The sequence below is a fragment of the Actinoplanes philippinensis genome (assembly GCF_900113015.1).
Taxonomy (GTDB): Bacteria; Actinomycetota; Actinomycetes; order Mycobacteriales; family Micromonosporaceae; genus Actinoplanes; species Actinoplanes philippinensis.
Map to the genome: position 1 here is coordinate 165,382 of NZ_FONV01000006.1, position 18,142 is coordinate 183,523.

General features: G+C 71.6%; 19 protein-coding genes. 7 read left to right on the forward strand and 12 right to left on the reverse strand.

All coding sequences use genetic code 11. The annotated features are described in order from the left end of the window. Positions 1 to 21 precede the first annotated feature (21 nt). Entirely contained in the window at positions 22 to 327 is a 306-nt protein-coding gene (locus tag BM290_RS17025) for a hypothetical protein (protein ID WP_143133786.1), read from the forward strand. Between the two features lie 45 nt (positions 328 to 372). On the opposite strand, the gene BM290_RS17030 is transcribed toward BM290_RS17025, so the two are convergent. The 4 genes from BM290_RS17030 to BM290_RS17045 form a co-directional block, all read right to left on the reverse strand. After that, positions 373 to 804 (reverse strand): hypothetical protein, encoded by a 432-nt coding sequence (locus tag BM290_RS17030; RefSeq protein WP_143133787.1) that lies wholly within the window; start codon positions 802 to 804, stop codon positions 373 to 375. A 95-nt stretch (positions 805 to 899) separates the two neighbouring features. Continuing rightward, positions 900 to 4,469, reverse strand: a complete 3,570-nt coding sequence (locus tag BM290_RS17035) for an ALF repeat-containing protein (protein ID WP_177319759.1) — start codon at positions 4,467 to 4,469, stop codon at positions 900 to 902. A 569-nt stretch (positions 4,470 to 5,038) separates the two neighbouring features. Further along, positions 5,039 to 5,464 carry a DUF3052 family protein gene (locus BM290_RS17040; protein ID WP_093615092.1) on the reverse strand — a complete coding sequence of 142 codons (426 nt, stop codon included), beginning with the start codon at positions 5,462 to 5,464 and terminating at the stop codon, positions 5,039 to 5,041. Positions 5,465 to 5,533: 69 nt separating this feature from the next. Then, positions 5,534 to 5,848 (reverse strand): hypothetical protein, encoded by a 315-nt coding sequence (locus BM290_RS17045; protein WP_143133788.1) that lies wholly within the window; start codon positions 5,846 to 5,848, stop codon positions 5,534 to 5,536. Positions 5,849 to 6,116: 268 nt separating this feature from the next. On the opposite strand from BM290_RS17045, the gene BM290_RS17050 reads away from it, so the two are divergent. After that, positions 6,117 to 6,614: a DUF998 domain-containing protein gene (locus BM290_RS17050; protein WP_239143444.1), complete on the forward strand. Its 498-nt coding sequence runs from the start codon at positions 6,117 to 6,119 to the stop codon at positions 6,612 to 6,614. A gap of 208 nt (positions 6,615 to 6,822) precedes the next feature. On the opposite strand, the gene BM290_RS49760 is transcribed toward BM290_RS17050, so the two are convergent. Then, complete coding sequence (locus BM290_RS49760) at positions 6,823 to 7,416, reverse strand: TetR/AcrR family transcriptional regulator (protein ID WP_093615096.1); 594 nt, start codon at positions 7,414 to 7,416, stop codon at positions 6,823 to 6,825. 142 nt (positions 7,417 to 7,558) lie between these two features. On the opposite strand from BM290_RS49760, the gene BM290_RS17060 reads away from it, so the two are divergent. After that, on the forward strand, positions 7,559 to 8,608 hold the full coding sequence (locus BM290_RS17060) for an MBL fold metallo-hydrolase (RefSeq protein ID WP_093615098.1): 1,050 nt from the start codon (positions 7,559 to 7,561) through the stop codon (positions 8,606 to 8,608). Between the two features lie 12 nt (positions 8,609 to 8,620). On the opposite strand, the gene BM290_RS17065 is transcribed toward BM290_RS17060, so the two are convergent. From BM290_RS17065 to BM290_RS17075, 3 genes are all read right to left on the reverse strand, one after another. After that, the gene (locus BM290_RS17065) at positions 8,621 to 9,550 is read right to left on the reverse strand and encodes a TIGR01777 family oxidoreductase (RefSeq protein WP_093615728.1); all 930 of its coding nucleotides are present in this window, start codon (positions 9,548 to 9,550) and stop codon (positions 8,621 to 8,623) included. Continuing rightward, the gene (locus BM290_RS17070; protein ID WP_093615100.1) at positions 9,547 to 10,293 is read right to left on the reverse strand and encodes a DUF2071 domain-containing protein; all 747 of its coding nucleotides are present in this window, start codon (positions 10,291 to 10,293) and stop codon (positions 9,547 to 9,549) included. Before BM290_RS17070 ends, BM290_RS17065 begins: the two co-directional genes overlap by 4 nt. Before the next feature lie 73 nt (positions 10,294 to 10,366). Next, positions 10,367 to 11,755 (reverse strand): FAD-dependent monooxygenase, encoded by a 1,389-nt coding sequence (locus tag BM290_RS17075; protein ID WP_093615102.1) that lies wholly within the window; start codon positions 11,753 to 11,755, stop codon positions 10,367 to 10,369. Positions 11,756 to 11,978: 223 nt separating this feature from the next. On the opposite strand from BM290_RS17075, the gene BM290_RS17080 reads away from it, so the two are divergent. Genes BM290_RS17080 through BM290_RS49145 form a run of 3 tightly spaced genes read left to right on the forward strand, consistent with a single transcriptional unit; the run spans position 11,979 to position 15,104 of the window. Next, positions 11,979 to 12,809 carry a TetR/AcrR family transcriptional regulator gene (locus BM290_RS17080; protein ID WP_093615104.1) on the forward strand — a complete coding sequence of 277 codons (831 nt, stop codon included), beginning with the start codon at positions 11,979 to 11,981 and terminating at the stop codon, positions 12,807 to 12,809. Positions 12,810 to 12,862: 53 nt separating this feature from the next. Next, a complete protein-coding gene (locus BM290_RS17085) occupies positions 12,863 to 14,602 on the forward strand; it encodes an FAD-dependent monooxygenase (RefSeq protein ID WP_143133789.1) in 1,740 nt (579 codons plus the stop codon). Between the two features lie 37 nt (positions 14,603 to 14,639). Next, positions 14,640 to 15,104 (forward strand): nuclear transport factor 2 family protein, encoded by a 465-nt coding sequence (locus tag BM290_RS49145; RefSeq protein ID WP_239143445.1) that lies wholly within the window; start codon positions 14,640 to 14,642, stop codon positions 15,102 to 15,104. Here the strand turns inward: BM290_RS49145 and BM290_RS17095 are convergent. The 3 genes from BM290_RS17095 to BM290_RS17105 are packed head-to-tail and all read right to left on the reverse strand — an operon-like array spanning position 15,082 to position 16,281. Then, a complete protein-coding gene (locus BM290_RS17095) occupies positions 15,082 to 15,489 on the reverse strand; it encodes a DUF6069 family protein (RefSeq protein ID WP_093615108.1) in 408 nt (135 codons plus the stop codon). The two genes, BM290_RS49145 and BM290_RS17095, sit on opposite strands and share 23 nt — an antisense overlap. Beyond that, positions 15,482 to 15,940 carry an SRPBCC family protein gene (locus tag BM290_RS17100; RefSeq protein WP_093615110.1) on the reverse strand — a complete coding sequence of 153 codons (459 nt, stop codon included), beginning with the start codon at positions 15,938 to 15,940 and terminating at the stop codon, positions 15,482 to 15,484. Before BM290_RS17100 ends, BM290_RS17095 begins: the two co-directional genes overlap by 8 nt. Beyond that, on the reverse strand, positions 15,937 to 16,281 hold the full coding sequence (locus BM290_RS17105) for an ArsR/SmtB family transcription factor (RefSeq protein WP_093615732.1): 345 nt from the start codon (positions 16,279 to 16,281) through the stop codon (positions 15,937 to 15,939). The genes BM290_RS17100 and BM290_RS17105 overlap by 4 nt, the downstream gene beginning before the upstream one ends. Positions 16,282 to 16,532: 251 nt before the next feature. Between BM290_RS17105 and BM290_RS17110 the strand changes: the two genes are divergently transcribed. Continuing rightward, on the forward strand, positions 16,533 to 17,396 hold the full coding sequence (locus BM290_RS17110) for a CHAP domain-containing protein (RefSeq protein WP_093615112.1): 864 nt from the start codon (positions 16,533 to 16,535) through the stop codon (positions 17,394 to 17,396). A gap of 52 nt (positions 17,397 to 17,448) precedes the next feature. On the opposite strand, the gene BM290_RS17115 is transcribed toward BM290_RS17110, so the two are convergent. Beyond that, positions 17,449 to 18,141 (reverse strand): tetratricopeptide repeat protein, encoded by a 693-nt coding sequence (locus tag BM290_RS17115; RefSeq protein WP_093615114.1) that lies wholly within the window; start codon positions 18,139 to 18,141, stop codon positions 17,449 to 17,451. Between the last annotated feature and the right edge of the window lies 1 nt (position 18,142).

The window sequence follows — 18,142 nt, forward strand, 5'->3', positions numbered from 1 at the left end:
ACCGCCGTGGACTCCTACCGCATGATCACCGTAGGTTGCGTCGGTGATCGGTTCTTTGCGGCGAGGGGTCCGGCCGGTGGTGGTGGCGGTGCCCCCGCCGACGGCTGGCGATCGGACGGCGAGGATCCGGCGCCCGTACCGTCGGATGCCCTGGTCGTCTCCGGCGCCGCCGCATGTTTCAGCAAGGAGATCGACGGTGCCACCGTTCATCTCGCGGTGTGGTTCCCCAGCGACTTCAACGTCCCCGGCGAGCCCGGACTGCAGTCACCCGCCGACGTCTTCGGCCTGGCGGTGAAAGGCTCCCACGACGGCGCCGCCTGGTGCTGATCTCCCTGCCGTCCCGGCCGATGTGCCCGGGACGGCAGAGAGATCTCACAACCGGTTGAAGCCTGGATCGACGACCTCCGGCGTCGGTGTGGATACGCACACCAACTCGCCGGACGCCGCTACGCCGACCCGCACCGCCGCTGCCCGCAGCAGGCGGGCCGGCTCGGCCGCGCCCAGCCACACCGTGGTCAGACCGGCGTGGTGCGAGATGCCGAGCTCCGCACTGCGGTCCAGGGTCCGCTTGGCCACCTCGCGGTAGTCCGGCGTGACCTTCCACTCCCAGATGTCGCGGTCCACCTCGGCCGCCTGTCCCGAGTCCTCCGGCAGGGCGACCGGCAGGTCACGTCGTACCGTCGGCAGCTCGTCCACCACCACCAGCTCGAAGAGCGCACCGGAGGCTCCGTCGACCCTCAGCTCGACGAGGCCGCCACCGGTCCCGGTGAGGTTGACATACAGCGCGCCGTCCAGCCGGGGCACCTCCCAGCTGACCTTGAGCGGGACCCAGGGATCCGCTTCGGCCGTCGAGGAGCTGCAGGGCAAGGAACCTCGGATGGGTACGGAAATCGGCCCGGTCAACTGGTCGGCTTCCCATGAACGAGAGCGGGCAACTTGTCCGTGTCCCGCTTGCTGAACTTCAACTCCCAGCCACCAACCTTGATCAACTCATTCAACGGCACACCGTTCTTGGTAGCCTCGGCCACCGCAGCCTGCATGCTCGTCAGCATCTGCTGGACGTTCAGATTAACGCGTTCCGGGGACAGGCCCTGACGCTGCCAGCCCTTGATCGCCTCCGCGTAGTGGTCGGTGACGTTCCCGTGTACCCAGATCTGGGTGTTGCCCGCCTTCAGCTCGAAGGACTTCGGCAGGCCGCCCGAGTTGGGCAGCGGCGGCTGGGTGCCCTTGACGCTGTCCCAGACGGTACCGCTGGCCTTCTCGCCCTTGCGGAAGTTCTTCAACTTACGGAAGAGGTCGAGGCCCTTCTTGGCGCCCGGAAGCCAGCCGACGCCCGGAATCATGGCCAGCATGCCGGCCGCCGCTCCGGTCTTGTCCCCCTCGATGAACGAGATCATGGCGTCCAGCGCGTCGCACGGCTCTCCGACCACCGGAATGAACCCGCACACCGTCAGCACGATGTGCATGATCAGGACAGTCTGCTCCGAGTCCCGCTTGAGCTTGTCGAGGTACAGCGGCATGACCTGTTCACAGGCCGCGGCGTCATCCCCGAACGTGAGGGTGCAGAAGTTGGTGTCCTTGTCGATCGCCTCCAGAAGCTCGTCGCCTTCGCAGCGAATCCCCATCATGTACAGGCGGATGTCACCACAGTGCTGCTGGATGGCTTCGCGGGACTCGGCCCGGCGCTTCTCCTCCTCCTGCTGACGCAGCGTGACCGCGATCCGCAAAGCGTCGAGCGCCGCCTTCGCTGCCTCCTCCTTGCTCTTCAGCGCGGCCTCGGCGGACTTCTTGGCGTCCGCGGCCCGTCGCTGCGCGAAGTCGGCGCTGGCCTGCGCCGCCGATGCGGAAGCACGGGCCCGCCGTGCCGAGGCTGTCGCCTCGTTGGCGGCCTGCTGGGCGCGGGCCGCAGCCGCCTTCGCCGTCTGCGCCGACGCGGCAGCCTGCTCGGCGGACTTCTTGGCCGCGTCGGCCGACCGCTGCGCGTTCTCCGCATACGTCTTGGCGTCGGCCGCGGCCTGCTTCGCCATGGCCTCGTAGGTCTTGGCCGCGTCACTGGCGTTACGGGCCTGAGCTGCGGCCTGTGCCGCACTGGCCGCCTGCTGGCGGGCGGTCGCGGCGTTCTTCGCGGCGTCGGAGATCAGTGCTTCGATCTTGGCGACGTGTGCCGCAGCCTCCTCGTCGCGCTGCTGTGCCTTGAACCGCGTGGAGCCCAGGAAGTGCTTGGCGTACGACCGTGGCCCGGAAAGGGCGACCTGCCCGGCTGCCTTGACCTCGGGTCCCCCCGCGGTCATGATCCGGCCGATCTCGATCCGATTGTCCTGATCCGCGGCCACGTACTGGCCGGTGCGCAGGAATGCGGCCAATTCTTGCGGGGTGCCGTTGAGCGCGGCCTGGCCGGCCGCCTGCATGGCCGGCCCTCCAGCGGTCATCAGCTGGCCCACCTGCACGCGGTCGTCGCGTACCTTGTCCGGGTAGTTCTGCGTACGCAGGAACTCCCGCACCTGGTCGATCGAGCCCGCGGCGGCGGTGGCGGCCGCGGCGCGCAGCCCGGGGCGGTCGCCGGTGTCGGCGATGACCCCGACGGTCTCCCGGTCGTCCTGCTCGGTGGCCATCGGCAGGCCCGAGTTCAGGAATTCGAGCACGTCCGCGTCGGTTCCGGCCAGTGCGGTACGCGCGGCGGCGCTGCTCCAGGCGCCGCCCGTGCTGACCAGCCGGACCGCTGCCTGCCTGCCTTTCGTGACAGCCGTCTCCGCCGGCGTGCCCGGTGCGCGGGCGTCGGCCAGCAGCTGCTGCGTCGCCGCGTCCCGCTGCGCGGATTCGGCCGTGTCCCAGCGCTCCTGCGCGAGCTGGGCCTGCTCCTCCTCGCGGGCGTCCTCGGCAGCCAGCATGTTCTGCGTCATCTGGGCGTCGATGCGAGCCTGGTCGGCAACGCGTGCGAGGTCAGCCACCCGGCGAGCCTCGGTCGCCGCCGCGACGGCCACCTCCGAGGCCTTGATCGCATTGCTCGCGTGCTTCTCCGCCTCGGCCGACGCCTTGCTGCTCTTACCCGCGTTGCGGGCCGCCTCCTCGGCAGCGGCCGCCGCCCGCTCTGCGTGGGTGGCGGCGTCGTTGGCGAACTGCTGGGCCTTGCCCGCCGCGTCGGCCGCCTGCCGGGCGAACGACTGGGCCGCGGCCGAGGCCTTCCGGGCCTCCGCCGCCTTACGGCGTGCCTTGGCTGCGGCCTGCTCCGCGATCGTGGCGTCCGCGCCGGCCGCCGCGGCGTGCCCGGCGGCCTCGGTCGCGGCGGCAGCAGCAGCGTCGGAGTTGTTCACCGCGCCGTCCGCGTACCGGGCCGCCTCCGCGGAGGCCTCCGCGGCGATCTTCGCCTGACCGGCGGCGGCAGCGGCCACTCGTGCGCTGGCCGCCACCGCGCGGGCGTTCTGCGCGGCCTGGTTCGCGGCCTCGCCCTTGGTCGCGTCGGTGGCCGCGTCGAAAGCGGCCCGGTCGGCTCGGCTGGCCGCGTCACCGGCGCGAGCCGCCGCGGTCGCCGCGCGAGACGCCGCCGACGATGCCGTACGCGCTGCCGCGTTGGCCGCGTTGGCCGCCCGCACCGCGGTCTGCGCGGCTTCAGCGGCGCGACCGGCCGACTTGGCGGCCCGCTGGGCGGCGCTGGCCGCCTTGATCGCGGAGTCCTTGGCCGCGGCCGTCTCCCGCGCCGCCAGCTCGGCAGCCGCCTTCGCCAGGCGTGCCGTCTCCACCGCGGTGGCCGCGGCGTCCTTGGCCAGTTGCGTCTCACGCGCGGCCAGCTGGCTGGCCTCCTTGGCCTGCTGTGCGAGCTGAGACACCGTCTGCAGCTCGGCGTCGCGCGCACGAGCCACGTTCTGGCCGTAGTCCAGGAACTCCTGCAGGTCCTCATCGGTACCGGACAGTGCGGCCTGGATGGCCGCGGTCAGGTTCGGACCGGCACCGGCCGACATCTGTCCGACCAGGACCCTGTCGTCGTGGCGCTGCGCGACATACTGGTCCTGGTCGAGGAACTTGCTGACGTCGGCGGGCGTGCCGCTGAGCGCCACCTGCGCGAGCCTCTGCACCTCGGGCCCGCCGTTGGCGGACACCTGCCCGACCCGGACCCGCTCGTCACGTTCCCAGGCCTTGCGCCATCCGGAGACCAGGAACGCATGCCGATCGGCGGGGGTACCGGCCAATGCGGCCTCGCCGGCCGAACGCATCGCCGAGCCGCCGAGACCGATGTATCGGGCGATCTCCGCCTGCTCGTCAAGGTCCTGCGCGGCCGACAGTCCGTTCGGCATGAAGTCGCGGATCGCGTCGTCGCCGCCGACAAGTGCCAGTTCGGCGGCCCTGGCGACGTTCGTCTCGTCGAAAAGCAGCAGATCCGTGGCGTACGCACGGACCTCGCTGATGCTGATGTCAGCCGACTCCTCCTCCGCGCGTGCCGCCGGCGGCGAGATCAGCTCCGCCGCCAGCACCACGACTGCCGTGGTAGCCAGCAATCGCGACCATCTGCCAGGCCTGTTTCGGCCATGACGAACCAAGGACATGTGTTGCACCCCCGTAGAAAAGTGACCTGAGTGGTCGATCCGCGAAGCAGGCCGGGACTTCGAGCAATGCCGCCGAACAGCATGCTCCCGGCTCATCGACCAGAACCGCGTTGTCCTACTCGACGTCCTCGAACATCCCGCCCGAGACACCGGAGTAGCTCACAGCCGCCTCGACAGGCTCATCGCCGCTCTGCGGACGCGCCGCTCACCGCGATCGCCGCAGTCGCACCCGTGACGGCCATTGCCGACACACTCCGAACCTGTCGCACGCCAAAGCCCCCGTTGCCCTGTTTCACATCGTGCGGCTCAGATCATAGACAACGATGATTAACCCGTGGGGCCGCGGCAGTCGGAGCACTGCCCGGCGAGGCAAGCGCCCTAATGATGACGCAGTCGTCCATCCGTTGACGGATGGCAGGCACGACGATCCCGGAAACGATGTGGAGGCGGCCCTACATCGGAGGCGGACACCATGAACCGGTCGTCAGCGGCGGCCGGCATCACCGAACGGCGGGGATGCGGTGCTCCCGGCGGATGACCAACCGGAGGCCCGACCAGATCTCGTCGATCGCGCACACCTTGTTGTCGACCAATCCGGTCGGCAGCGCGACCTCGCGGACGACGTCCTCGGTGACGTCGGTGGGCACCTTCGACGCCCGTTTCGGCCAGGCGACCCAGAAGCCGCCGTCCTGTGCCATGCCGCGCCGGACCTCGTCGAGGCGGGTCTGCAGCACGTGGCGCTCGGTGACGAACAGCACGATCACGTCGGTCGGGGCGCCGGCGGCCAGACCGGGCCGGACGGCCACTCCCTCGGGCAGGCCATCGAGATTGCCCGCGAAGCCCGCCGGCGCGTCGAGCAGGGCGACCCGGTGACCCGGTTTGATGCCGAGCTTGCGGTACAGCGGAGTGTTCGAGTAGCCGGCCATGATGCCTTCGCAGTCGTCGGTGTGCGTGAATGGTAGCCGTGCGTCCGGCCGCGGGTGTCCGGCGATCGGTCAGAGTGAGGTCACGACGAGGAAGGGTGTCGCGGCGACGAGGGCGCACGCCGGCCAGAACCAGCGTGCGGGGACGTCCGCGTTTCGCCACAGCAGGTAGTTGACGCCCACCCAGATGAGCGCGGACCCCAGGATGACCGGCACCAGGGTCAGCGACAGGGCGAGCAGGCCGTCGTTCTCGGTCGGCTCCCGGACCGGCCAGTGGAGTCCGGCCAGGGGTCCGTTGCCCAGGTAGTAGTAGGTCAGGAAGATCGAGACGATCCCCGGCACACCCAGCACCAGGTTCGTGCCGACAGCGATCCACAATCTCCGCATCTCGCCCATCCCTCGTGTCCGTCGCCAGGCTCGGGGTGAGGCTAGCCCTACCGGGATCACGGTGTTCTGCCGTAGTGCCCGCGCGGCATCGCCGTTGATCTACTCAGACGCATGCGACCTTCCGCCGTGTCCACTGTGGGCGCCCTCTGCTGGGCGGCCGCCGCCCCTCTGTTCCTGGCCGCGAATGTCGTCGTCGGGCTCGCCTGGGACGATCCGGGCTTCAGCTGGGCGACGAACAACATCAGTGATCTGGGGAACGTGTCCTGCGGTGTCTGGGACACCAACCCGTCCCCGGTACGTGTGCTCGCCCTGGCACGACGTCATGAATGCGGCGTTCGTGCTGACGGCGGCACTGCTGATCGCCGGGCTGGTGCTGAGCCGGCGGGTGCGGGGGCCGGGGAGGGCGGTCCGCTGGGGCTGGTGGCTGATGGCGTTCGGGGCGGCCGGGCTGGGCCTGGCCGGGGCTTTCCCCGCGGACAGCAACGAGAATCTGCACCTGCTCGGCGCGGTGCTGGTCTTCGGGTGCGGTAATGCGGGCCTGCTGGTCGCCGGGTGTGCCCGTGAGGGGACTCTGCCGGCGCGGCTGCGGCCGGCCACCGCGGCTCTCGGCCTGCTGGGCCTCGCCGGGAGTGTCCTGTTCCTCGTACAGCAGGGAATGGGCCTGGGTGTCGGCGGCATGGAACGTGTCGCGGTGTTCCCGCTGCCGGTCTGGGCCTGCTACGCCGGGTGTTCCCTGTACCTGAGCAGCCGCCTCTCCCGCGCCTAGAACGGGGTGCCGGCGAGCGGGCCGGGCAGGGGTTCGTCGTGGATGACGTCAGAACGACGTACGGCCGGTGCAGTCCCCCGGGTTTCGGCGGTGACGATCTCGGCGGACTCGACCACCCGGCGGCGGCACCGTGCCCCGTGGCGTCCGCGGGGCCGACCGAGCGTTCGATCAGCTGCGGACCTGCCTGCGGCTCAGCTGACGCCGGAGGTCAGGACGGGGCGTATCCGCGCAGGATGAAGGCGATCGTCTCGTCGACGCCGGCCTCGATCTGGTCGGCGGGGAAACCGCCGCTGGTCGCCAGCTGGGTGAGCCCCTGCAGGGCGACGAAGAGCGGCAGCGACATCAGGTCGAGTGGCCCCGGACGGACCTCGCCCCGGCGCTGACCGTCGGCGATCAGGTCGGTGGCCAGGTCTTTCAGCCGGTGCATGGCGGTGATCAGCTCGGTGCTGGCGTCGGGGTCGTGCTTGCGCCCATACATCAACTCGAGCAGGGCGCCGTTGGCGGCGGCGAAGCCCAGATAGGTACGGGCGACAGCGGTCAGCCGGGCGCCGAAGCTCTCCCCGACCCGGTCGAGGGACGCGTCCATGGCCGAGGTGAGGCGCTGGAATCCCTCGATCGCGAGGGCGTCGAGCAGCGCCTGTTTGGTCTTGAAGTGCCGGCTGGGGGCGGCCGGGCTGACCCCCGCCTCACGGGCCAGTTCGCGCAGCGACAGCTCGGCCGGGCCGCGGGCGCGCAGGGTGTCCTCGGCGAGCGTGAGCAGGGCGGCGCGGAGGTCTCCGTGATGGTACGGCCGAGCTTTCATGATCCCATCCTAGCGTGATGTAGGCGACGAACACATTGTGTGCGTTGACTACATTGTTATCGCTGCCTACATTTGGAGCAGCCTACAGGCCTCGCCATCGCGGCCGATTGACGGACAGGCCCAGCAGAAGGAGTCGCCGCTCATGGACAACCGGTTCAACATCGCCGCACAGATCGGCGGAAAGGCCACCGGAGCCCGCCGCGCCCGCATGGAGGCCTCCCCGCAGTACTCCGGCGGGCGGTTCCGCAACAACGTCCCCACCAGCACCGGCATCTCGCTGTCGGCCGTACCCCGCGTCGCTGTCGCCGCCTTCACCGGCGGCGACGCCCGGCGGCCGCACCACCCGGTCCCGCTGGTCGAGGCCCCTCCCGGCGGCGACGCTCAGGGACTGCACATCACGTGGTACGGGCATTCGACCGCCCTGGTCGAGATCGAGGGTCATCGTGTCCTGCTCGACCCGGTGTGGAGCGACCGCTGCTCCCCCACCCCGCTGGCCGGGCCGCGCCGCCTGCACCAGCCGCCGGTCGCGCTGCGTGACCTGCCGCCGATCGACGCCGTGGTGATCTCGCACGACCACTACGACCACCTCGACATGCCCAGCATCCAGATCCTGGCCGACCTGCAGACCACCATGTTCGTGGTGCCGCTCGGCATCGGGGCCCACCTGGAGCGCTGGGGCGTGCCGGAGTCGCGCATCACCGAGCTGGACTGGAACGAGTCGACCCGGGTCGCCGGCCTGGAACTGATCGCCACCCCGGCCCGGCACTTCTCCGGCCGCGGGCTGAGCCGCGACGAGACCCTCTGGGCCAGCTGGGTGATCAACGGGCCGACGCGCAAGGTCTTCTACTCCGGCGACACCGGCTACTTCCCCGGCTTCGCCGCCATCGGGCAGGAGCACGGCCCGTTCGACGCCACCCTCGTGCAGGTCGGGGCGTACGGCCAGGACTGGTCGGACATCCACATGGTGCCCGAGGACGGGGTCGCCACCCACGTCGACGTGCGCGGCGGACTGATGGTGCCGGTGCACTGGGCGACCTTCGACCTGGCGCCGCACCAGTGGTCGGAGCCGGCCGACCGCACCTGGCGTGAGGCGAAGGCCCGGGGCGTCCGGCTGGCGATCCCCCGGCCCGGCGAGCGCGTCGACGTGGACAACCCGCCCGAGATCGACGCCTGGTGGCAGCAGGTCGCCTGAGCCGTCGACGGCCTAGCGGGCGGCGCCGGCCGGCGCCGCCCGGCGGTCGAGCAGGTCGGTCACGGCCGACTCCAGGTCGGCGTGGGTGAACGTGAAGCCCGCGTCGAGCAGCCGCCGCGGGACACAGCGGCGGCCGGTCAGCGCCAGCATCGGGTCGGCGCCGAGGAACACTGATCCGAAACGGACCACCGGCGCCGGGCTCGGCAAGCCGAACGGCCGGTGCAGCGCCCGCCGCAACGTCGTCATCAGATCGCGGTTACGCACCGGGAACGGCGCGGTCGCGTGCACGATCCCGGACATCTCCGGATCGTCGACGCAGTGCCGCACGATCGCGCACAGGTCGTCGGCGTGCAGCCAGCTGACCCACTGGCGGCCACTGCCCATCCGCCCGCCGAGCCCCCACCGCACGAACCCGGCCATCCGGTCGAACGCGGGCGTGCCCGGATCGAGGACGATGCCGGTGCGCAAGGTGACCCGGCGCTGCGCGGTGATCCCGGCGGCGGCCTCCTCCCAGGCGCGGGCGACGCCGGCCATCTGCGGCGGGCCGTCGGCGGGCCGCGCCCTCTCGTCGAGCACCGGCTCACCGGCGTCGCCGTAGATCGCCAGGGTGCTCATCTGCAGCAGCAGCGGCAGCGGCCGATCCAGGGTCGCGCACGCGGCGGCCAGGGCCCGGGCCGGCTCGGTGCGGGAGGTGGTGAGCAGCGCGATGTTCGCCGGTGTCGCCCGCCGGAACACCAGCTCACCGCAGAGGTTGATGAGCACGGCATCGGTCAGCTCGGCGGCCCAGGACCCGGCGGTACGCCCGTCCCAGCGCACGTGGCGGCCCCAGCGGACCGGCGTCGCCGACCGGCTGAGCACCACCACGTCGTGGCCGCGGCCGATCAGGTCACGGGCGATCCGCTGCCCGAGCGCGCCGGAGCCCCCGGCGATGACCGCCCTCATCGGCTCGCGACGGCGGCCGGGCGCACCGCCATCGGCGGCAGCGCGCTCCACTCGGCGGCGAGGTCGCGCATGACCAGGCCACAGTCGAGGATCGCCGTCCCGTGCGGGAAGTTGACCGGGTCGTCGAAGAAGCTGGACCGCACCGACACCGGCTCGACCGGTGTGACGCGCCACTCCCCGCTGCTCAGCCGCACGCCGTCGAGACGGTCCGGGTCGGGCGTGGCGGAGAAGCCGTCGCAGCCACGGCGGAAGAACTCCGACGCCTCGGCCGCGCCGGTGAACAGGTGGCTGCCGGTGAGGGCCCGGGTGGTACGGACGTGAGCTTCCACCCGTACCCCCTGGGTGTCGTCGTTGATGTTGATCTGCAGCTCGTCGGCGGTCTCGCGCACGTCGAAGCGGGCGCGGGAGTGGTGACCCGGGAAGATCCGGCCGCCAGCCCAGGTGGTGAGCAGCGAGCCGGTGTCGCGGCGTGGGATGTAGACGCCGTGCGCGACGCCGTCCGCGGTGTCCCACTCGACGGCGATCCGGTGAGCGGCATTCTCGCTGCGCACGCCGAACGGCATCGGGACCGTGGCCGGACGGACGCCGCTCAGCCGGATCAGGCAGATGCCGGAGACGGCCCAGCCGTTGACCACCTGCGGGCGCAGTGGCGCGGGCAACAGGCGCGCGGTGACCTCCGGGTCGGTGCGGTAGTTCACGAGCAGGCGTCGCTCGATGACGCTCGCCATGCGTGGGGTTCTCATCCGGCTGCCTCCGCTAGGTGTTGAGCGGTCGCTCAAACAGCAGATTACACCGTTTGAGCGACCGCTCAAGCCCCTACCCGAACCAGTGGCCCAGCCGGGCATCGAGTTCGCGCTGATCGTCACCGGCCCAGGCGACGTAGCCGTCCGGCCGCAGCAGGACCGCCGGCGCGTCGAACTCCGCGGTGGCGTCGGCGTGATGGTCGACGCGGTCCGACCAGACGCCGGCGGTCAGCCTTCCGGTGCGGTCCAGCAGCAGGCCACGGCCCTGATGCAGCAGGTCGTAGAGGCGGCCGCCCCGCACCGCGACGTCCGGCAGGCGGCGGCCGACCGGATCCGGGCCCGGCCCGAGGTCGTAGCGGATGCCGATCCCGGAAGTACGCTCGATCAGGCGCCGGTTCACCTCCTCCACGTCCATCAGCTCGGCGAACAGCCGCAGCGCCGCCCGCGGGCCCGGCTCGTCGGCCAGCAGAGCCGTCTGGGCCCGGGTGAGATCGAGCACGTCCTCCGCGACCGGCCGCCGCTCGGCCTGATAGGTGTCCAGCAGGCCGTCCGGCGCCCAGCCACGGACCTGAGCGGCCAGTTTCCAGCCGAGGTTGACCGCGTCCTGAACACCCAGGTTGAGGCCCTGCCCCCCGATCGGCGGGTGGATGTGGGCCGCGTCGCCGGCCAGCAGGACCCGCCCCACCCGGTACCGGTCGGCCAGCCGGGTCGCGTCACCGAAACTCGACAGCCAGCGCGGCGAGTGCACCCCCAGATCGGAGCCGGTGATCGCCCGCAACGCCCGCCGGAAGTCGTCCAGCGTCGGCGGCTCCGTACGATCGACGACCCCGACGCCCGGGACGATCACCCGGTGGAGCCCGTCCGCGGACGGGCGGACCATGAACCGCCGGTCCGCCACCCCGGCCGGGATCTCCGCCACCGCCATCTCGCCCATCAGCGTCTCGTTCCGCGCCGGCTCGCCGGGAAAACCGACACCCAGCAGCTTGCGGACGGCGCTGCGGGCGCCGTCACAGCCGACGAGCCAGCGGGTACGCAGCCGCTCGCCACCGGACGTCTCGACGGTCACCCCGTCGTCGTCCTGATCGAGACCGGTCAGCGCCACCCCACGCCGGACCTGGCCACCCCGGTCGGCCACGTGTTCCTCCAGCAGGCGGACGATCACCGGCTGCGGGATGCCCAGCAGGTAGGCGTACGCCGAGTCGAAGCCCGCCGGCGCGGGTTTGTCGATCGCGGCGAAGTAGGCGCCGGCCGGACGCCGCCGCCCGTGCGCCAGCAGACGCTCCAGCAGCCCGCGCATCGCCATCAGCTCGATGCTGCGGATCTGCAGGCTGACGATGCGGGCCGGGGAGAAGGGCTCGGTGTCGCGCTCCAGGACGAGCACGCTGACGTCGTGCAGCCGCAACTCGGCGGCGAGCATCGCGCCGGCCGGGCCGCACCCGGCGATGATCACGTCGAAATCCATCGGTGTTGCCTCTCGGGAGTGCGGGGCGCTCCCGGCGACAACTACGTCAATCGCCCGACCGGGACAGGACGGGGAGCACCCACATCGATACAACGGTCATGGGTCTCACCTCCCCGGGTGGTGTCGCGGTCAGCAGCAAATTAGGGGGCTGCTCCTGAGCTGTCAATAATTGCAGGCACCTGAAAACTTGCAGATGTCTGCAAGTTCGGCGTACGGTGGCCGCATGACGGACGACCCAGGGCTGCGCGAACGCAAGAAGCAGGCGACCAAGGAAGCGTTACGGCAGGCGGCGCTGCGGCTGGCCACCACCCGGGAGTGGGATCAGGTGCGGGTCGAGGACATCGCGGCCGAGGCCGGGGTCTCCACCCGGACGTTCAACAACTACTTCGCCACCAAGGAGGAGGTCTTCCTCGCCTCCGCCGAGGAGCGGGCCATGCAGACGGTGGCCGCGCTCGACGCCCGGCCCGCCTCCGAGCCGCTGTGGACCGCGGTGATCACGGCGGTTGTCGACACCTTTGCGGGGCGGCCGTCCCCTGACGTGGCGGCGGCCCGGGAGATGGTCGCTCCCCGGGCGCTCTTCGGCGAGCAACTGAAGGCGTTCGCCGTGGTGGAGCGGGCGCTCGGTGAAGCGGTCGGCCTTCGGATCGGGCGTCAGGACATCTATCCGCGTCTTGTCGCCGCCGCGGCTGTGGGGACGGTTCGGGTGGCGTTCACCCACTGGCTGCGGTCGGGGGCGCGGGAGGCGTTTCCGGCAGTCCTTCGGGACGCGCTTGAACAGGTCGCGGCCGGCCTTCCCGAACCGGCCGGGCCTGTCTCACCAGCCGGGCCTGCCGGCCCGTCCAGGCCTCCCGGTCCGGCCGGGCCTGCCGGACCCGTGCGGCTTTCCGAACCGGCCGGGCCTGCCTCACCAGCCGGGCCTGCCGGCCCGTCCAGGCCTCCCGGTCCGGCCGGGCCTGCCGGATCCGTGCGACTTTCCGAACCGGCCGGGCCTGCCGAACCAGCCGAACCAGCCGGACTTCCCGGACCTCCCGGACCGGGGCGACTTTCCGGATAGATCGGGTCTTCCGAGCCGGCTGAGGCTTCCGAATCGACTGGACGGGGTGTGGTGTGACCGTTGACGTGGTGGTTGTCGGGGGTGGGCCGACGGGTCTGATGCTTGCCTGCGAGCTGCGGCTCGGTGGGGCTGAGGTCGTCCTGCTGGAGCAGCGGCCCGCCCCGAGCGGGTTGTCCAAGGCACTCGGGCTCTCCGGGCGGGCCGTGCAGATCCTGCAGTCCCGAGGGCTGCTCGACCGATTCGATCCGGGACCCGTGCCGGCGAGCGGCTTCGCGCGATACGCCCATCTCGGGGGCATTCCGCTCGATGTGGGGCGGCTTCTGGACTCTGCTCCGGAAGGGCGTTATCCGCCGTATCTACCGGTACGGCAGGCCGAGGTGGAGCGGGTGCTGGAGGACCGCGCGCGGGAACTCGGCGTGGACATCCGGCGCGGTCACGAGGTCACCGGTCTCGCCCAGAGCGCCGTCGCCCTCCACGGCACCGGCGGCGACGGCCTCGACGGCGGCCGGTCCGGCCCCGACGGCGGCCGGGACGGTTCCGACGCCGGCCGGCACGGTTCCGACGGCGGCCGGCACGGTCTCCACAGCGCTCGGGAGGGTCTCCACAGCGGTCGGACCGGCCTCGACAGTGGCCGAGATGGTATCGGCGGCGGCCGGGACGAGGGGGTCGTGACCATCGACGTCCGCGCGGATGATGGTGGGGCCTACCGCATGAGCGCCCGCTACGTCGTCGGTTGTGACGGGGCCCGCAGCGTCGTGCGCAAGCAGGCCGGTATCGGGTTTCCCGGCACACCGGCCCGTCAGTTGTCGCGGTTCGGTGATGTGGTCCTGGCCGCGCCGCCCGGTGTCGCGCCCGGCATGACCCGCACCGAAAACGGCCATTTCGCCCTGATCCCGCTGGGTGACGGCGTGCACCGGGTGGTCACCACCGAGTGGGGGCGGGACGTCGACCACGACACGCCGCTCACGCTCGACGAACTCGATGCCAGCGTGCGCCGTGTCATCGGCGCCGACCTCGCCATGACCGAGCCGCGCTGGTTGTCGCGGTTCACCGATGCCGCCCGCCAGGCCGACCGGTATCGGGCGGGTCGCGTGTTCGTCGCCGGCGACGCCGCCCACATCCAGCTTCCGGCAGGCGGGCCCGGTGTGACCACCGGCCTGCAGGACGCCGTGAACCTGGGCTGGAAACTCGCCGCCGAGATCACCGGGTGGGCGCCACCCGGGCTACTCGACACCTACCACACCGAACGCCACCCGGCCGGCGCCCGCATGCTGGCGTTCACCCGGGCCCAGGGCCTGCTCCTGTCCCCCGGCGACGACGCGGGGGCGCTGCGCGACGTGATCGGCGAACTCGTCGGAGCCCACGACGACACGCTGCGCCACGTCCTCGACCGGATCCTGCATCTCGACGTGCGCTACGAGGCCGGCCCGTACGCGCATCCACTCACCGGCACGTGGGCGCCCGATCTCGGCGGCCTGTCCACACTGCTGAACGACGCCCGCCCCGTCCTCATCGACCTCACCCCAGACCAGCGGCTGCACGGCATCCCAGCGGGCTGGGCCAACCGCATCCACCTGACCTCCGCCCAGCCCGACCTGGCTCTTTCCCAGGCCGATCCGGTTTCGGTCCGGACCGGCCTGCCTTCGACCGGGACCGATACGGCAGCGGCGCAGAGCGGACAGGGGTTCGACGGGATGCTGGTACGGCCGGACGGTCATCTCGCCTGGGCCGGCACGCATGGTCTTTCCGAGGCACTGACGAGCTGGTTCGGCGAGCCTTCGGCCGTTGACTGACGGCCGGGATTTCGCCGGACGTCTATCGTCGGCTGTCGTGACGGACACACGTGAGCTGATCGAACGATTCAACGCGGCCTGGCAGCGCGGTGACCTGGCCACGCTGTCGGAGCTGCTCGACGAGGACGTCGTGTATTGCCCGAACGCCTGGGACGGCCCGGCCCGGACGGCGCACGGCCGGAACGCGGTCATCGCCGTCTTCGCCGAGCAGATCGGCCCCACCCGGACCGAGCAGATCAGTCACTCCCCCACCGAGCGGGTCGGCTCGGGCGTAACCGGGCAGGGCAGCGCCGGGGACAGCGACGCCGAGGAGGGCGGTTTCGGTGAGGGGCCGGTCCTCGGGGACGTCTTCGCCAGCGGCGAGCGGGCCGTCTGTGAGTGGCAGTGGCAGCCGGCCGGGGACGGCACGGTGCTGCGTGGGGTCGACGTCTATCGGGTACGGGACGGGCGCATCGTGGCCAAGGACGTCTACGGCAAGATCACGGCACCGCCTCCGCGGTGACACGGGATCGGCCGAGGGCCGCGGCCGCCACCACGATGATCGGGACCAGGGTCAGGTGGCACAGCGCCAGGCTGACCGTGCTGATCGTGTCGAAGTCGGCCGGCAGGGTCATCCCCGCGATGGTGGCGACCGCCAGCAGCGGCCCGGCGATCTGTGCGGCCCGGACCACCCAGCCCGCGCGGGGTGCCAGCAGCGCGGCCACGGCTAGCCCGGCGACCAGCGGGATCACGCTGAACCCGGCGACGGTCACCGCGTCCACCCGGGCCGGGCCCGACGGCGTGGTGAACCGGAAGTCGCCGCCGGCCAGCCGCCCGCCCAGGTGGACGACCAGGTTGACGGCCGCCGCGACGCCGGCGGCCGCGGCGACGACCGCGACCCTAGACATCGGCGGCGGCCCGGCGGCTCAGGAACGCCTCGATGCGGGCGAGCGCTCCGGCCCACACCTCGGCGGCGAAGAAGTCACGGACCTCGGGCGCCGGGAATCCGCTCTGCACCACCGTCATCAGCGTTCCCCCGTCGGCGGCCTCGAAGGACACCTCGATGCGGGTGGTCATCGTCTGCCCGTCGGGGCTGACGCCGACCGACTCGGTGACCAGCCGATGTGGCCGGTCGATCTCCAGGAACGTCTGGGTCTCCCGGAACAGCACGTCGGGGCTGGGACCCCACACCGCGGTCTGCACACCGCCGACGCGCAGGTCGACCTCGATCTCGACGATGCCGGGTGTCTCGTCGAGGATGCTGAACCAGATCTTCTGCTTCTCGGCGTCGGTGTACGCGTCGAACACCTCTTCCGGTGTGGCGGGCAGTCGTCGTGCCGTACGCATCTCCAAGGTCATTTCTTGTCCCCCTCAGGTTCGGTACACATGGTGAAGTAGGCGTCGAGTCCGTCCAGGCGTCGTGCCCAGAGCCGCTGGTAGAAGCTGATCCAGGCCATCGCGTCGTCGAGTGGCGCCGCGCTGAGGCGGCACTGCCGGGTGCGGCCGACCTTCTCGGTGACGACGAGGCCGGCGTCCTCGAGGACCTGGACGTGTTTCTTCATGCCGGTCAGGGTCATGCCGGTGGGTTCGGCTAGCTCGCCGACGGTGGCCGGGCCCTCGCCGAGCCGCACGAGCACGCCGCGGCGGGTGGGGTCGGACAGGGCGGCAAACACCCGGTCCAGGACCGCTTGCTGAACCATGTGGTTCACCTTATGACACTGAACCCAGGAGTTCAATGTCGCGGTCACACCAGTGCGCCGGGCGACCAGGACGTCCACATCGGTGTCCGGCAGCCGCACCCCTGTGCGATCGCCGCCGCCCCGGGCGGCCGCTACCCGATCGGCAACCGGGTCACCCCGTGGATCGAACCAACGTCCCGCGCCGCGCGCCGAACTGGATGAGTGACCGGCACGGATCGCACTGATCCGGCCTCTCGACAGGAGGACCCCGTATGACGAACCTGCACACCGACGTGATCGAGACCGCCGCCGCCCGCCTCCGCCGTCTGCTGACCCGGTCGCTCGCGCTGGGAGCCGTCGCCGCGGGTGCAGCCGTCAGCTTCGCCGTTCCCGCGCAGGCCGCCGGCATCACCGGTTACCACGTGGCCGGGACGGGTGGGAACGGAACCCGCGTCGTCAGCGACCCGCGCACCACCGCTCCGACCCAGGGGACCAGGCTCGCCGACGGCACCGCGATCACCATCGACTGCGGCGTCGTCGTGCGCAGCGGCCGCCGCGAGACCGTCTGGCACCACATCACGGCCCCGGTCAAGGGCTATGTTCCCGGCTACCACACCGACATCCGGCGCTCCGGCTGGTTCCTGCGTGGTGAGGCGACCTGCTCCACCACGACGCCGCCCGCCCCGTCCACGCCCGCCCCGTCCACGCCCGTTCCGTCCACGCCCGTTCCGTCCACGCCGGCCCCGACCTCTCCGGCGCCTTCCACGCCGCCGGCGACGCGTGGTGCCACGATCGACTACAACGAGGGGTACGAGGGGTCCTGCGTCTACTACGTGCTGGACCGCTTCAAGAAGCTGACCGGCGTGTACCCGAAGGCGTTCGGTGACGCGCAGCACCTCGCCGACAGCGCGGCCGCCAACGGCTGGGCCACCGGCTCCACCCCCCGCGTCAACAGCATCGTGACCTTCGAGGGTGGCCAGAACGGCGCCGGCTACCAGTACGGCCACGCCGCCTGGGTCGAGAAGATCGACGGCAACCGGATCTACGTCTCGGAGTGGAACTTCCCGGACCCGTCCACCACCACGTACCGCTGGCTCACCCCGGTCGCCGGTGTGAAGTACATCTACGCCCAGTGATCCGACGCGGCCCGGACCCGGCACAGTGGATGCCGGGTCCGGGCCGCGCCCGTCACGCCCGGATCCCGGCTCGCGCCTGCTCGATCTGATCCACGACGGCGTACGCCTCTCGCGGCGCCGCGATGGCGTACGCCTCTCGCGGCGCCGCGATGGCGTACGCCTCGTCGAGGATCGCCATCGCATCGGTCACGCGGCCCTGCGCCGCGGCGATGTACGCCAGCCCGACCATGTTGGCCGCCACCCCCTCCGGGGTTCCCGCCTCCCGCCAGAGCCGTGCCGACTCCTCCAGCCGGGAGCGTGCGTCGTCGAGCCGGCCGGCCGCGTGCGCCGCGATGCCGAGATGCCGCAGCGCCTCCGCCTCGACGGCCTGGTCACCGGTCTCTGCGGCGAGCCGCTGGGACCGCTCCAGATACGGAACCGCCACGTCGTCGTCGCGCCGGATCACCTGGTGCAGGCATCCGGTCCAGAACAGCGCCGCGCCCTCGCCGCGCACGTCCCCGGCCCGCCGGTAAAGCTCCGCCGCACGCTCGAACAGCGGCAGCTCCGCCGGGTCCTCGGCCGGTGACGAGCCCGCGGCACGCGCGGCCAGGTAGCGGGCGTGCAGGATCCGGCCACGGGCCAGCGCGACGTCGGCCTCCACCACGTCCAGCCCGCGCTCGGCGGCGGCCAGCCGGCTGATGTCACCGCCGAAGACCGCCCGCTCGTACGCCGCCCCAACCTCACCGAGCCGTCCGTCCACACTCATC